Origin of the sequence: Streptomyces sp. NBC_01267 (assembly GCF_036241575.1) — a bacterium.
Lineage (GTDB): Bacteria > Actinomycetota > Actinomycetes > Streptomycetales > Streptomycetaceae > Streptomyces.
In genome coordinates, this window is the sequence record NZ_CP108455.1 from 1,105,428 (window position 1) to 1,119,727 (window position 14,300).

12 protein-coding genes are annotated in these 14,300 nt (G+C 70.4%); 9 read left to right on the plus strand and 3 right to left on the minus strand.

The annotated features are described in order from the left end of the window. The first annotated feature begins 195 nt into the window (after positions 1-195). The 9 genes from OG709_RS05135 to OG709_RS05175 all read left to right on the plus strand — a co-directional run bounded on the left by OG709_RS05135 (position 196) and on the right by OG709_RS05175 (position 11,030). Positions 196-2,388, plus strand: a complete 2,193-nt coding sequence (locus tag OG709_RS05135) for a peptidase C14 (protein ID WP_329165016.1) — start codon at positions 196-198, stop codon at positions 2,386-2,388. Between the two features lie 46 nt (positions 2,389-2,434). After that, positions 2,435-3,691, plus strand: coding sequence for a Gfo/Idh/MocA family protein (locus OG709_RS05140; protein ID WP_329165017.1), 1,257 nt, complete (start codon positions 2,435-2,437; stop codon positions 3,689-3,691). 41 nt (positions 3,692-3,732) lie between these two features. Next, complete coding sequence (locus OG709_RS05145) at positions 3,733-4,986, plus strand: ABC transporter substrate-binding protein (RefSeq protein ID WP_326695225.1); 1,254 nt, start codon at positions 3,733-3,735, stop codon at positions 4,984-4,986. 204 nt (positions 4,987-5,190) lie between these two features. After that, the gene (locus tag OG709_RS05150; protein WP_250303614.1) at positions 5,191-6,096 is read left to right on the plus strand and encodes a carbohydrate ABC transporter permease; all 906 of its coding nucleotides are present in this window, start codon (positions 5,191-5,193) and stop codon (positions 6,094-6,096) included. Between the two features lie 2 nt (positions 6,097-6,098). Next, positions 6,099-7,061, plus strand: coding sequence for a carbohydrate ABC transporter permease (locus tag OG709_RS05155; protein WP_250303613.1), 963 nt, complete (start codon positions 6,099-6,101; stop codon positions 7,059-7,061). Between the two features lie 6 nt (positions 7,062-7,067). Further along, a complete protein-coding gene (locus OG709_RS05160) occupies positions 7,068-8,096 on the plus strand; it encodes an NAD-dependent epimerase/dehydratase family protein (protein WP_250303612.1) in 1,029 nt (342 codons plus the stop codon). 8 nt (positions 8,097-8,104) lie between these two features. After that, positions 8,105-9,142 carry a dihydrodipicolinate synthase family protein gene (locus OG709_RS05165; RefSeq protein WP_250303611.1) on the plus strand — a complete coding sequence of 346 codons (1,038 nt, stop codon included), beginning with the start codon at positions 8,105-8,107 and terminating at the stop codon, positions 9,140-9,142. Continuing rightward, positions 9,126-10,139 carry a hydroxyacid dehydrogenase gene (locus tag OG709_RS05170; protein WP_250303610.1) on the plus strand — a complete coding sequence of 338 codons (1,014 nt, stop codon included), beginning with the start codon at positions 9,126-9,128 and terminating at the stop codon, positions 10,137-10,139. Before OG709_RS05165 ends, OG709_RS05170 begins: the two co-directional genes overlap by 17 nt. A 42-nt stretch (positions 10,140-10,181) precedes the next feature. Continuing rightward, positions 10,182-11,030: a fumarylacetoacetate hydrolase family protein gene (locus tag OG709_RS05175; protein WP_250303609.1), complete on the plus strand. Its 849-nt coding sequence runs from the start codon at positions 10,182-10,184 to the stop codon at positions 11,028-11,030. Between the two features lie 39 nt (positions 11,031-11,069). On the opposite strand, the gene OG709_RS05180 is transcribed toward OG709_RS05175, so the two are convergent. The 3 genes from OG709_RS05180 to OG709_RS05190 all read right to left on the minus strand — a co-directional run bounded on the left by OG709_RS05180 (position 11,070) and on the right by OG709_RS05190 (position 14,287). Continuing rightward, positions 11,070-12,779, minus strand: a complete 1,710-nt coding sequence (locus tag OG709_RS05180) for a flavin monoamine oxidase family protein (protein WP_266644015.1) — start codon at positions 12,777-12,779, stop codon at positions 11,070-11,072. A 101-nt stretch (positions 12,780-12,880) separates the two neighbouring features. Beyond that, positions 12,881-13,678 carry a carbon-nitrogen hydrolase family protein gene (locus OG709_RS05185; RefSeq protein WP_250303607.1) on the minus strand — a complete coding sequence of 266 codons (798 nt, stop codon included), beginning with the start codon at positions 13,676-13,678 and terminating at the stop codon, positions 12,881-12,883. A gap of 156 nt (positions 13,679-13,834) precedes the next feature. Further along, positions 13,835-14,287, minus strand: coding sequence for an Lrp/AsnC family transcriptional regulator (locus tag OG709_RS05190; RefSeq protein ID WP_250303606.1), 453 nt, complete (start codon positions 14,285-14,287; stop codon positions 13,835-13,837). Between the last annotated feature and the right edge of the window lie 13 nt (positions 14,288-14,300).

A 14,300-nucleotide genomic window follows, 5' to 3' on the forward strand; every position in this document is an offset into this window, starting at 1 on the left:
CGCCGTATGTTCCCTGCCAACCAGGGTGACATCTCCAGGTCACCGGTGTTTCATCCCTTCCGGCCCGCTTCCGGCGCCTGCCCACCGCGCTGCGAACACCCCACGGCCGGCCCCTTTTTCAGCCATCCGCCTCATGGCAGTCCACCGCAGGAACGCTCCCTCATTCCCGGCACTTCTCGGAAGGCGAAGTCCGTCATGAGCGTTCCGCATCACCGCACCACCGAACAGCCCGCGAACACCGGGCGCCGCAGCCTGCTGCGGGTTTCTGGTCTGGCCGGTCTGGTCGTGGCCGGTTCGGCCGTCACCACCGGTACCGCGCAGGCCGCACCCACCACCAGTGGTACGGGTGTCCTGCACGCCGACACCGTCGACGACCTGCGCGCCCTGAACACCAAAACCCTCAGCGACGGAACGCAACTCCTCCTCGCCGGCTACCACCGGGCCGGCGACGGCGGAGCCATGGCCCTGCGCTGGAACAAGAACTCCACCGCCCCGCACAACGGCGGCACCGTCATCACCCCCGAAAACCCCGGCAACAAAAACCCCGGCAACAAACCCGGCAAGGGACGCTGGCACCAACTCCACACCGGCGTACTCGACTTCCGCACCTTCGGACACTTCGACACCACCCACCCCGCCGACACCGCACTCGACGCGATGATCGACGACCCCACCGTCCACCGCATCGAAGCCCACACCGACCTCCACTTCCAAAAACGCCACCTCTGGAACCGCTCGAACATCGAACTCGACTTCGGCGGACACCACATCACCACCACCGGCATCGAGAAAAACACCCACGACAACCCCTTCGGCGCCGTCCTCTCCTTCCGCGGCACCGTCACCACCACCACCGTCACCCACAAGCTGGGTGCGGACATGCCGGACCTCTCGGATCTCTTCGAGGTCGGCGACTCCGGGAAGTTCGCCGTCGGCCAGTGGTGGGCCGTGGAGGTCAACGCCCTGTCGGGGACGTACGAGAAGGAGATCCAGCGGCTCGTCCAGGTCACCGACGTCGTCGACGCCACGCACATCCGGGTCAACTACCAGATCGGCTGGGACCTGGCCGCGGGCCGCACCCTCACCTGGACCCGCATCGAGCCCGTCGACCGCGCCCACGTCCGCAACCTGGTGTTCGAGGGCTGGGGCGACGACGAGATGACCGGCTCGCACCCGGTGAGCTACGAGTACGCGGTGCGCTGCGACGTCTCCGGGATCGAGGCCACCGGCACCTTCTGGCCGGTGATCATGCGCCGCTGGTGCACCTACTACCGCACCGAGCAGTGCTCGCTGACCAACCCCAAGGACGTCACGTACGGCGGCGCGGGCTATCTGACCCAGCAGATCTACTGCCTGTACGGGCACGTCGAGGACTGTCACACCTCCAACGCCCGCCATCTCAACGACTTCACGGCGTCGGCCTACTGCTACGTCACCAACTGCCACGGCGACGGTGACGACCAGGGCCCCTTCGTCACCCACGGGCAGTTCGAGCACGACCTCGTCTACACCGGCAACTCCGGACTGATGACGTTCGCCAACTCCGGGGCGGCCTGGGGCGGCGCGGCCAAGCGGATCACCGTACGGCGGCACGCCTGCTCCTGGTTCGTGGCCCGGGTCAACGTCACCGATCTGACCCTTGAGGACATGCTGGTCATCGGCAAGAAGTCGCTGGACGGCTCCGGGATGCTCTGGGTGAACGCCGACGGTGTGCAGATACGCGGATGCACCGCCAGCGGACCGCTGATCGTCTCCCAGGCGTCCAAGCTGTCGGGGCGGCCCAATGTGATCGCCGACTCGAACTTCTCCTTCGCCGCGGGCGCCGAGATCACCCAGGGAAACGTGAGCGCACCGCTCACGCTCCAGCGGACCGTCCTCGACGGGGTCGGCGCCGCGGTGTTCAACGGCACCGGGCCGCTCGTCCTGGACCAGTGCACCCTCACCGGCGCCGAGGACGCGGCGCCCGTCTCGCTCGCGCACCCCGACATCACGGTCGACGGCGGTGAACTGCGCGACACCGGGCTGAAGTTGACGTCCTCGAAGGACCAGCTGCTGCGGGTCGACGGCGCCCGCGTCGGCGGCACCAACAAGGACGGCGCCCTGCTCTCCCGTACCGGCTCGGCGCGGACCGTCGACTGGCAGCTGAACGGTGTCACCTCCACCGCGCCCAAGGGCACCGCCCATCTGCTGGTGACCGAGGGGGCCAACCGCTACCGGGCGACCGGCTCCACCTTCACCGGCGGCCGGCTCGAACTGCGCCCCGCGGCCTTCACCGGCGCGGACAGCCATCTGCTGCACACCGGCTGCGTCGAGGACGGTACCGAGCGCACCGCCCTGCCGGACGAGGGCGCCCGGGTGTCGCACACCGCGGCCACGCTCCGCTTCTGACGCTCCTCCTCCGCCAGCCACCCCCACCCGCACCGAGGGAACCCCCGTGTCCACGCATACTCCGATCACCAGCCGGCCCGTACGGGTCGCGCTCGTCGGCGCCGGCAACCGCGGCCTGACGTACACCGAGTGGATCAAGAACCACCCCGAGGCCGCCGAACTCGTCGCGGTCGCGGATCCGCGCCCCGCGGCGCGGGCCGCCGCGGGCGCGCCCGTGCAGTTCGACGACTGGCGCCCGCTCGCGGAGAACCGCATCGCTGACGCCGTGATCGTCACCACCCAGGACCGCGATCACGTCGAGCCGGTACTGGCCCTCGCCGCGGCCGGGTACGCGATCCTCGTCGAGAAGCCCCTCGCCCCGACCGAGGACGAGACCCGGGCCATCGTCGAGGGCGTGGAACGGGCCGGGGTGCTCTTCGCGGTCTGTCACGTGATGCGGTACACGCCCTACACCGATCTGGTGAAGCAGGTCGTGGACTCGGGGGTGCTGGGGCAGCTGGTCTCCATCGACCACCTGGAGCCGGTCGGCTGGTGGCACTACGCGCACAGTTACGTACGCGGCCCGTGGAGCCGCGAGAGCGACTCGTCCCCCATGCTGCTCGCCAAGTCCTGCCACGACCTGGACTGGATCTCGTACGTCATGGGCGGGCGCATCGAACAGGTCACCGGCTTCGGCGGACTCAAGCACTTCCGGCCGGAGAACGCGCCGGCCGGCTCCGCCGACCGCTGCCTGGACTGCGCGGTCGAGGACAACTGCCCGTACAGCGCGCTGAAGCTGTACATGCCGACGCTGCGCGAGAAGGGCGCGGTCTGGCCGGTCACCCATGTCACCGAGGCGACCGACGAGGCCGGGCTCGTGCGGGCACTGCGGGAGGGGCCGTACGGGGTGTGCGCGTACCGCAGCGACAACGACGTGGTCGACCACCAGGTGCTGGCCATGCAGTTGGCGGGCGGGGTGACCGCGACCTTCCAGATGGTGGCGTTCACCGAGCAGACCCACCGGCAGACCCGGATCTTCGGCTCGCACGGCTGGCTGACCGGTGACGGCGAGCGGGTGACCGTCCAGGACTTCCGTACCGGCGAGTCCACCGTCCACGAACTCGGCACGTCCGGTTCCAACGCGGCCGACGGGCACGGCGGCGGTGACGACGCGCTGATCGAGGCGTTCGTACGGGCCGTCGCGACCGGTGACGCGGGGGCCGTGCGCTCCGGCACCGCGACCTCGCTCGGCAGTCACCTCGCGGCGTTCGCCGCCGAACGTGCCCGGCACACCGGCACCGTCCAGACGGTCCCGGTCGCATGACCCCTCTTCCGCCCGCCCTCACGTCCTCGGAGTGTTCCCTCATGTCCCGTGCCCTGAAGCGCCGTTCCCGGCTGCGTGCCGTCGCCGCCCCCGTCCTCGCCACCGCGCTCGCCGCCGGAGTGCTGGCCGGGTGCGGCAGTGGCGGCGACGGCAACACCGTCACCATGTGGACCTACCCGGTCATCTTCGACGAGGCCAAGAACAAGTCCTACTGGGACGGCCTGGTCAAGGAGTTCGAGAAGAAGCACACGGGGATCAAGGTGAAGGTCGAGACCTTCCCGTGGGCCAACCGTGACACCGCGCTGGCCACCGCGATCGCCTCCGGCAAGGGCCCGGACGCGGTGTATCTCATCCCCGACCAGTTGCCGAAGTACGCGAGGAACATCGTCCCGGCCGACGAGTACACCCCGGCCTCCGACAGGGCGGACTACACGGACTTCGCGATGAAGTCGGTGACGGTGGACGGCAAGGCGCTCGGCACCCCGGTGCTGACCAGTGCCAACCCGCTGATCTGCGACAAGCGGGTGTTCTCCGCCATCGGCGAGAAGACCTACCCGACGAGCTGGGCCGATCTGGCCGCGCTGGCGCCGAAGCTGAAGAAGAAGGGCTACTACGCCACCAGTTACAGCGGTGACACCCAGCAGACGCTGAACATGACCTTCTACCCGCTGCTCTGGCAGGCGGGCGGTGACGTCTTCTCGAAGGACGGCAAGCAGATCACGTTCAACGACGCCGCCGGGGTCAAGGCGCTGTCGTACCTCAAGACGCTCGTCGACGGCGGCTACACCGACCGGGACCTGGTCACCACCACGCCCAAGCTGGAACAGACGCCGGTCGCCAAGGGCAAGGTGGCCTGCACCTGGCAGAACACCCCGGCGGACGTCGAGCCGTTCTGGGGCAAGGAGAACATCGTCGTCCAGCCGCCGCTGAAGGACGTCCGGTCCGTCGGTTACGGCACCGTGGGCGCCCTCTCCATGCTGAAGGGCGCCAACAAGAAGGCCACCGGCGACTGGCTCAACTTCGTCGCCGAGTCGAAGAACGCGGCGGGCCTGGAGAAGGGCGCGGGGTACTTCCCGGCCCGGAAGTCCGGCGGCGACCTGTACCCCGGCGACGCTCTGCAGAAGGCGGTCGGCGCCACCCTGCCGAGCATGGACGTGGGACCGCTGCAGGACAAGTCCCGTGAGGTCCAGGGGGTGCTCGCCCCGGAGATCCAGGCAGCGCTGCTGGGCAAGAAGAGCCCGCAGGCGGCGCTCGACACGGCGGCCAAGGCCGCCCAGGCGATGCTCGGTCGCTGACTCGGGACCGGCCTCGGGCGGGGACGGAACCTCTCCCCCCGCCCGAGGGCCCGCACCACGGCCGGGCACCCGCCCGTGCCCGAGGGCCCGCACCACCGCCGGGCACCCGCCCGGTCCGCACCACCCGCGTGACCCGCGCCCGGCCCGGCCGGGGTCCCGGCTCACACATCCACCGCAATTCCCCCGTACCGCAAGGAGATCCCCGTGGCAGTCGTCGCGGAACCCACCCGCCGGGGCCGTCGCAGCGGGCCGCAGGCGCGCCGCGAGGCCCGGATCGGCCTGCTCTTCGTCCTCCCGTGCTTCCTGCTCTTCCTCGCCTTCCGGTTCGGCCCCGGGGTCGCCGGTGTGCTGATGAGCCTCACCGACTACTCGCTCACCGGCGGCGGCCACTTCGTCGGCGTCGACAACTTCACCCGCCTCTGGGCCGACCCGCTGTTCTGGCAGGCGCTGAAGGTGACGGTGCTCTACACGGTGATCGCGGTGCCCGGCACCCTGATCGCCTCGGTCGCGCTGGCGCTGATCACCCGGCGGGCCTTCCGCGGCGCCAAGTTCTTCCGCTCGGTGTTCTTCCTGCCGGTCGTCACCTCACTGGTGCTGGCCGCCACCGTGTTCGTGTGGATCTTCTCCACCGGCGGCCCGTGGTCCACGATGGTGGGCTGGCTGGGGATGTCGCAGAGTTCCTGGCTCTCCGACGACGTCCTGGTGCTTCCCGCGCTCGCGATCGTCGGCATCTGGTCCCGCTTCGGCTACGGGATGCTGATCCTCCTCGCCCGGATGCAGGACATTCCGCGTGAGCTGGAGGAGGCGGCGCTCACCGACGGCGCGGGTCCCTGGCAGCGGTTCCGGTACATCGTGCTGCCGCAGCTCAAGCCCGCGCTGTTCTTCCTCGCCGTCATCGAGACGACCGCCTCGTTCCAGGTGTTCGACGCGGTCTACACGATGACCGGCGGCGGACCCGCCAACGGCAGCTACACGCTCGTCTTCCAGCTCTACGACGCGGGCTTCAAGTACTTCGACCTGGGCTACGCCTCCGCCATCGGGGTCGCGCTCTTCGTGCTGACCGTGGTGGTCGCCGTACTCCAGCGGCTCGTGATCGGGAAGGACCAGTGACCATGACCGCAGCACCTGTGGAGACCCCGGCCGACGTGTCCGCCGGCGGTACGTCCGGCGCCCCGCAGAAGGTGGACCTCCGGGCCGCCCGGCGGGCCGAGCGGCGGCTGCGCAAGGCGGCGGACCGCGACACCGTGCCGCACGGCATGCGTGCCACCCCCGTGGGCCGTGTCGCGCGCACCCTGCTGCTGACGGTGGCGGCGCTCGTCACGATCTTCCCGTTCTACGCGATGGTCGTGCTGTCGCTGAAGCCGTCCGCGGCGGTCGACTTCCCGGGCAGTCTGCTGCCCTGGCCGCTGACCGGCGAGGCGTACCACGCCGTCATGAGCGCCCAGGACGTGCCGCGCTGGCTGCTCAACACCCTGATCTACTCGGTGGTCTCGGTCGTCGGCGTGCTGCTGCTCGCCGCGCTCGCCGGATACGCCTTCGCCAAGAAGCGCTTCCCGGGCCGTGAGGCGATGTTCTGGTCGTTCCTCTCGATGGTGATGGTCCCCTACCACGTCACGATGATCCCGACGTTCGCGATGATCGCGAAGCTGGGCGGCGTGGACACCTACTGGGGTCTGATCATCCCGACCCTCGCCAACGCCCAAGCGGTCTTCCTGATGCGGCAGTTCATCATGGGACTGCCCGACGAACTCTTCGAGGCGGCCCGGCTGGACGGCTGCAGCGAGTGGCAGATCTTCTACCGGATCGTGCTGCCGCTGCTGAAGCCGATCCTCGCCACCCTCGGTGTCTTCGTCTTCCTCTGGCACTGGAACGACTTCCTGTGGCCGCTGGTCATCGGCCAGTCCACCGACATGCGCACGCTCACCGTCGGGATCGCCTCGCTCCAGCAGCAGAACGTGCCGCTGAACGTGGTGCTCTCCGGCTCCGTCATCGCGTTCGTGCCCATCTTCGCCGCGTACATGGTGGGTCAGCGCTACTTCACCGAGGGCGTCACCGCGTCCGGAATCAAGGGATAGCCACGCATGTTCACCGATGAGGCCGCTCTGGAAGAGCGGCTCGCCACCCCCTCCCCCGCGCTCGTCGCCGACCTCGCCCGCCTCGAAGGCGACCTGCTGGTGCTCGGCGCCGGCGGCAAGATGGGCCCCAGCCTGTGCCGGCTGGCCCGCCGGGCGCTGGACGCCGGGGGCCGCTCCGACGTCACGGTGTACGCCGTGTCCCGCTGGTCGGACAAGGCCGCCGCCGCGGAGCTGGAGGCCGACGGGGTCCGTACGGTCGCCTTCGACCTGATGGATCCGGCCGCCGATCTCGGCGCACTCCCCGACGCCGGGAACGTGATCTTCATGGTCGGCGCCAAGTTCGGTTCGGCCGGGGCGCCTTCGCACGCCTGGGCGGTCAACGCCGCCATGCCGGACCGGGTGGCGCGCCGCTGGTCCACCTCGCGGATCGCCGCGTTCTCCACCGGCAACGTGTACCCGCTGGTGCCCCTGTCGTCCGGCGGCTGCACCGAGTCCGATCCGGTCGGCCCGGTCGGTGAGTACGCGATGTCCTGCCTCGGCCGCGAGCGGATCTTCGACCACGCCGCACTGACCCGTGGCACCAAGGTCACCAACATCAGGCTCAATTACGCGGTCGACCTCCGCTACGGCGTGCTCGCGGACATCGCATCCCGCGTACAGTCGGGCGAGCCCGTCGACCTGACGACCGGTCACGCCAACGTGGTGTGGCAGGGGTACGCCAACGAGGTCGCCCTCCGTTCGCTGCTGCACGCCACGGACGGCGAGGCCTTCACCCTCAACCTCACCGGCCCCGAGACCGCTTCGGTGCGCCGCCTCGCCCAGTGGTTCGGCGAGGAGTTCGACCGGGAGCCGGTGTACATCGGGGCGGAGTCGCCGACCGCGCTGCTCTCCGACGCGAGCCGCTGCCATGCGCTCTTCGGTTATCCGGAGGTCGCACTGCGCACTCTCGTCGAGTGGCAGGCCGACTGGCTGCGCCGCGGGCTGCCGCTGTCCGGCAAGCCCACCAAGTTCCAGGTCCGTGACGGAAGGTTCTGATCCACTCCATGTCCACTCCCTCCTTGGACGCCCTCGCCCACGGTGCGGTGATCCCCGCCCATCCACTCGCACTGGACGCGAGCCGCAAGCTCGACGAGCGGCGGCAGCGCGCCCTGACCCGCTACTACCTGGCCTCCGGCGCGGGCGGCGCCGCTGTCGCCGTGCACACCACCCAGTTCGAGATCCGGGAGCCCCAGGTCGGTCTCTTCCGGCCGGTACTGGAACTCGCTGCCGAGACGATCCGGGCCGAGGCCGGGCGTCCCTTCATCAAGATCGCGGGCGCCTGCGGCTACACCGCCCAGGCGGTCTCCGAGGCCGAGACGGCCGCCGAACTCGGCTATGACGCGGTGCTGTTGAGCCCCGCGGTGCCGGGCGCCGACGAGAAGGGGCTGCTGGAGCGGGCCCGCGCGGTCGGCGAGGTGCTGCCGGTGATCGGCTTCTACCTCCAGGAGGCGGTCGGCGGGCGCTATCTGTCGCCGCGCTTCTGGGCGGCCTTCACCGATCTGCCGTCCACCGTGGCCGTGAAGATCGCCCCCTTCGACCGCTACCGCACCGCCGACGCGGTACGGGCCGTCGCGGGCGCCGACCGCGCGGGCGAGGTGGCCCTGTACACCGGCAACGACGACGGCATCATCGGCGATCTGCTGACCCCCTACGAGACGGCGGGCGGCGAGCGCCGCTGGTTCGCGGGCGGGCTGCTCGGCCAGTGGGCGGTGTGGACCGGCTCGGCGGTGTCCCTCCTCGACGACGTACGGGCGGCCCGCGCCGGGGACCACGAGGCGATGCTGCGCTGCCTGGCCCGCGGCCCGGAGCTGACCGACGCCAACAGCGCGGTCTTCGATGTGCGCGGCGCGTTCCGCGGCTGCATCGCCGGTGTCCACGAAGTACTCCGGCGTCAGGGGCTGTTGGAGGGGACCTGGTGTCTGGACCCGGCCGAGACCCTCTCTCCGGGGCAGGCGGACGAGATCACCCGGGTGGCCGCCGCCTACCCCTGGCTGACCGATGACGCCTTCGTTGCGGAGCACCTCGATGACTGGCTCTCCTGACCGCCCCCGGGTGGTGGTCGCCGTACCTCCCGGGCTGCGCGCGCAGTTCTTCTCGGCCGAGGTGTGGCAGGACCTGGAGCGGGCCGCGGAGCTGACGGTGCTCGACGCGCACCGCGACCGGGCGGCGCTCGCCGCCGCGCTGCCCGGCGCCCGTGCGCTGGTCACCGCCTGGGGAACGCCGCGGATCGACAGTGAACTCCTCGATGCGGCCGACCGGTTGGCGCTCGTCTCGCACACCGGATCCGCCGTCGCGCCCTACGTCACCGCCGAGGTGTTCCGGCGCGGTATCCGGGTCAGCCAGGCCGGTGACGAGATGGCGCGGCCGGTCGCCGAGGTGGCGCTGGCCTTCACACTGTCGCTGCTGTACCGCATCCAGCGCTTCGACCGGGCACTGCGCACCGGCGCCCCGTGGCAGGAGGCGAGCCAGGCCCCGCCGCGCCACGAGATCCACGGCAGTGACATCGGAGTGATCGGCGCGTCCCGGACGGGCCGGGCGTACATCGCGCTCGTCCGGGCCATGGGGGCACGGGTGAGCGTCACCGACCCCTTCCTGACCGACGCCGACGCTGCGGCGCTCGGGGTGGAGTCCGTACCGCTGGAGACCCTGCTGTCACGGAGCAGGGTCGTCGCCGTCCACGCCCCGGTGACCGACGAGACCCACCGGATGCTCGGCCCGGAGCAGCTGGCGCTGATGCCCGACGGTGCGGGTCTGGTGAACACCGCCAGGTCCTGGCTGGTCGACGAGGACGCGCTGCTCGCCGAGCTGGCGTCGGGGCGGCTGGACGCGGCGATCGATGTGTTCGACGCCGAGCCGCTACCGGTGGACCATCCCTTCCGCGCGCTGCCGAACGTCCTGCTGACCCCGCACCAGGCGGCGGGCAGTGTGGAGTGCCGGCTGCGGCTCGGTGCCAGTGCGGTCGGCGAGGTGCTGCGTCTGCTGGCCGGTCAGCCGCTGGTCCACGCGGTGGGCGCCGATGCGCTCAGCCGGCTGCACTGACCGGCGCCCCAACCCCCTCACCCTTCAGGAGAGTTCCCCCTCATGCGTCTGATGCGCATCGGCGAGCCGGGCCACGAACGCCCCGTTCTCGCCTCCCCCGAAGGCCGTCACCACGACCTGTCGTCGGTCACCGCCGACATCGATGGCGCCTTCCTCGCCGCGCTCGCCGACGACCCCGGTCTCGTACCGGAGCCGGAGCGGCTGCCGGAGACCGACATCACCGGTCACCGGATCGGCCCGCCCGTGGCCCGCCCGTCCGCGCTGCTCTGCATCGGCCAGAACTACGCGGCCCACGCGGCGGAGTCGGGCGCGGCCCCGCCCGAGCAGCCGATCCTCTTCTACAAGTCGCCGAACACGATCGTGGGCCCGTACGACGACGTACTCATCCCACGCGGCGCGAAGAAGACCGACTGGGAGGTCGAGCTGGCCGTCGTCATCGGCCGCCGCGCCTCCTACCTCGACTCGCCCGCCGATGCCGCCGCCCACATCGCGGGCTACGCCGTCAGCAACGACGTGTCGGAACGCGCCTTCCAGCTGGAGGAGTCCGGCGGCCAGTGGTCGAAGGGCAAGAGCTGCGCGACCTTCAACCCGCTCGGCCCGGTGCTGGTGACCGCCGACGAGGCCGGTGACCCGCAGGGGATGCGGCTGCGTTCGTACGTCAACGGCGAGCCGCGGCAGGATTCGGGCACCGCGGACATGATCTTCGGCGTGGCGCATCTGGTGCACCATCTGTCGCAGTACCTGGTGCTGGAGCCCGGCGACATCATCAACACCGGTACGCCGCAGGGCGTGGCGTTGTCCGGGCGCTTCCCCTACCTCGGCGACGGTGACGTGATGGAGCTGGAGATCTCCGGCCTGGGCGGCCAGCGCAGCGTCTGCCGCCCCGCGTAGCAGGCCGTCCCACGCAACAGGCAGCCACAGCAAGGGCGTTCAGTCCTCCGGCAGTTCGACCGGCGCGATCTCCTCGTACAGGTCCCCGGGTCCGGGGTTGGTCGCGTCGGTCGTCCCGCCGAGGTGGTGCATGACACCCCAGACGGCGTTGAGCGCGGTCTGGACGGCGCCTTCGGCCCAGCCCGCCGTCCAGGAGATGTCGTCGCCCGCGAGGAAGAGACCGCGCCGGTCCTCGGGGAGGCGGTCCTGCATGAAGTGCGTGAACAGGCGCCGCTGGTAGCGGTAGTGGCCGGGGAGATTGGCCTTGAACGCGCCCATGAAATAGGGCTCGTCCTCCCAGGAGACGGTCACCGGATTGCCGATGATGTGCCCGCGGATGTCGACGTCCGGGTAGATCTCGCCGAGCGACGTGAGCATCACCTCCATCCGCTCGTGTGCCGACAGGGGCAGCCACTTGAGGCTGTCGTCGGACCAGGTGTACGAGAGGCAGATCGTCGCGGGCCGGTCCGGGCCGTCGTCCAGGAGGTAGGTGCCGCGGGTCATCCGGTCGGTGAGCGTCATCGACATGACGTCCCGCCCGGTCGGCACTCCCTTGGCGTCGACGGCCGGGTCCAGCCAGAACGGCCGGTCGACCGGCACGAACAGCTTGGACGACGCCATGTAGTGGGTGCGCTCCATCGCCGTCCAGTGGTCGATGGGGAACAGCGCGTCGTCGCATTCGATCTTGGAGAGCAGCATCCAGGACTGGGCGGTGAAGACGGCCGCCGGGTAGGTGCGAATGTCTCCGGACGTGTCGGTGACGGTGATCCGGTTGCCCGCGGTGCGGTGCAGCCGGGTCACCGCGGGACGGGGCTCGCCGCCGTGCAGCGAGGCGAGCGAGGTACCGGACGGCCAGTGGTTGATCTTCTGCGGCTCGCGCGCCCACAGCCGCAGCGGGAGCTGCTGGCTGCCGCCGACGATGCCCCGGTGATGGTCGTCCGCCTCGGTGTAGACGACGCGCAGGATCTCCAGGATGGAATTGGGGAAGTCGGTGTCCCAGCCGCCCGTGCCGAAGCCGACCTGGCCGAAGATCTCCCGGTGCCGGAAGGAGGCGAAGGCCTCGGAGCTGCAGAGGAAGCCGTAGAACGTCTGGTCGTCGAGCTTCTCCACCAGCCGCGCCCACAGTTCGCGGATCCTCGGGACGTCGCGCTGCCGCAGGGCGCGGTTCATCTCGGCGAAGTTCGCGCCCTCCTCCAGGCAGGTGTTCCAGGCGTGCATCACCTCGCGGTAGACCTGCGGGAGGTCGTCGACGGACGTGGCGTAGTGCGACTCGCCCTTGAGGTCGACGACGGTGGAAGGGGTCCCGGGGGCCAGCGGGTTGGGGAACGGCCTGGTCTCCAGCCCCACCAGGTCGATGTAGTGCTGGAGCGCCGTGGAGGAGGGCGGGAAGCGCATGGCGCCCATCTCGGCGGTCAGTCCGGGGTCGCAGCCGTCGAAGCCCACGGTACGGAGCCGGCCACCGATCCGGTCGGCCTCGTAGACGACCGGCTTGAGGCCCATCTTCATCAGTTCGTACGCGGTGACGATGCCCGAGAGCCCGCCGCCGATGACGGCGACCTCCGTGCCGTGCCGGGTCGCGGGTATCTGCCCCAGCCCAGCCGGGTGGGACAGGAAGTCGTCGTACGCGTAGGGGAAGTCCGGCCCGGACATGGTGATCGGCGGCTGCCCGTCGGCGTGCTGAACGGCAGTGGTGGGCACCGTGGACGTCATGGGGTACGGACTCCTTGCACAAAGGTCGCGAGAGCCGGGAAGCGGGTCGCGAGGGGAGAGGGAGGGGAGGGCGGCGGGGTGGGCCGAGGCAGCTGCGGCGTTCAGGTCAGCGAGCTGTACAGACCGGGGCGGCGGTCACGCAGATACGGGTTGTTCTCCCGTGAATCCCGCAGGAACGCGGGGTCGGCGTCGGCGACGACCAGTTCCTCGCCACGTCCGGCGCGGGCACGGGCCACTCCGTCGGGTCCCGCCAGACAGCTGAGTCCGACGAACTCGAACTCGCCCTCCTGGCCCGTGCGGTTGACGTAGGCGATGTACAGCTGGTTCTCGAAGGCCCGCACCGGCACCAGGGATTCGGGGACGAACTGGAAGGGGTGCATCTGCGCGGTGGGGACCAGCAGCAGGTCCGTGCCCGCCAGGGCGTGCGCGCGGACGTTCTCCGGGAACTCCACGTCGTAGCAGATCATGATCCCGATCCGGAGCCCGTCCAGCTCGGCCTGGACGACGGGCCGGTCTCCCGGTGTGAACCACTTCTGCTCGAAGCAGCCGAAGAGATGGGTCTTGCGGTAGTTCGCGAGACGGGCGCCGTCGGCGCCGATCAGCTGGGCCGCGTTGTGGACCAGGTCGCCGCTGCGCTCCGGGTACCCGTAGAGCACCGCGAGGCCGTGCCGTACGGCGATGTCGGCGACGGCCCGTGCACCCGGCCCGTCGGCGGGCTCGGCCAGCCGGGGTACGTCGTCGCCGATCGCGTACCCGGTCAGGAACATCTCCGGGCAGACGAGCAGCCGGGCGCCGGTGCCCGCCGCCCGGCCCGCGGCCTCGTCCAGCACCCGGAGGTTCCCGGCGGTGTCGCCCGGCTGCCCGGAGCTCTGGAGCAGGGCGGTACGCAGCGGTGTCATGGCAGACCTCGGACGGTGCAGAAGGGTGTTCTGGGGACAGATCGACGGTACGTTCAGCAGCCCGGCACCGACAAGACGCGCCTGTTGCGCATCACCGCGCGATTCGTTGCGTGCGACCGTCACGGTCCGGTGATTCGTTGCGTCACCCGGACGGTTCTAGGCGGGCGATCCCGATCCGTACCGCCTGAGCAGGGGGGAGAGCACCAGGACCGACTTGGTGCGCTCGACGAAGGGCTCCCCCGCGATGCGTTCGAGGACGCGCTCGAAGTGGCGCATGTCGGACGCGAAGACCTGGACGATCGCGTCCGCCTCACCGGTGACCGTGGAGGCGGACGCCACCTCGGGGTTGCGTTCCAGCCCACGCCTGATGGCCTCGGGCGAGGTGTTGTGGCGGCAGTAGATCTCGATGAAACCCTCGGTCTCCCAGCCCAGGGCAGCCGGGTCGACCCGGACCGTGAAGCCGGTGATGGCACCGTCGGCGCGCAGCCGGTCGACCCGGCGCTTCACCGCGGGGGCCGAGAGGCCGACCAGTGAGCCGATGTCGGCGAAGGTACGGCGGGCGTCTTCGGCGAGGGCGTGCACGATGCGTGCGTCGAGCTCGTTCAGCAAGGCCGGGGGTTCA

Coding starts and splice junctions, on each gene's coding strand:
- OG709_RS05135 (WP_329165016.1), top strand. CDS start 196: ATGAGCGTTCCGCATCACCGCACCACCGAACAGCCCGCGAACACCGGG.
- OG709_RS05145 (WP_326695225.1), top strand. CDS start 3,733: ATGTCCCGTGCCCTGAAGCGCCGTTCCCGGCTGCGTGCCGTCGCCGCC.
- OG709_RS05155 (WP_250303613.1), top strand. CDS start 6,099: ATGACCGCAGCACCTGTGGAGACCCCGGCCGACGTGTCCGCCGGCGGT.
- OG709_RS05160 (WP_250303612.1), top strand. CDS start 7,068: ATGTTCACCGATGAGGCCGCTCTGGAAGAGCGGCTCGCCACCCCCTCC.
- OG709_RS05165 (WP_250303611.1), top strand. CDS start 8,105: ATGTCCACTCCCTCCTTGGACGCCCTCGCCCACGGTGCGGTGATCCCC.
- OG709_RS05170 (WP_250303610.1), top strand. CDS start 9,126: ATGACTGGCTCTCCTGACCGCCCCCGGGTGGTGGTCGCCGTACCTCCC.
- OG709_RS05175 (WP_250303609.1), top strand. CDS start 10,182: ATGCGTCTGATGCGCATCGGCGAGCCGGGCCACGAACGCCCCGTTCTC.
- OG709_RS05180 (WP_266644015.1), bottom strand. CDS start 12,779: ATGACGTCCACGGTGCCCACCACTGCCGTTCAGCACGCCGACGGGCAG.
- OG709_RS05185 (WP_250303607.1), bottom strand. CDS start 13,678: ATGACACCGCTGCGTACCGCCCTGCTCCAGAGCTCCGGGCAGCCGGGC.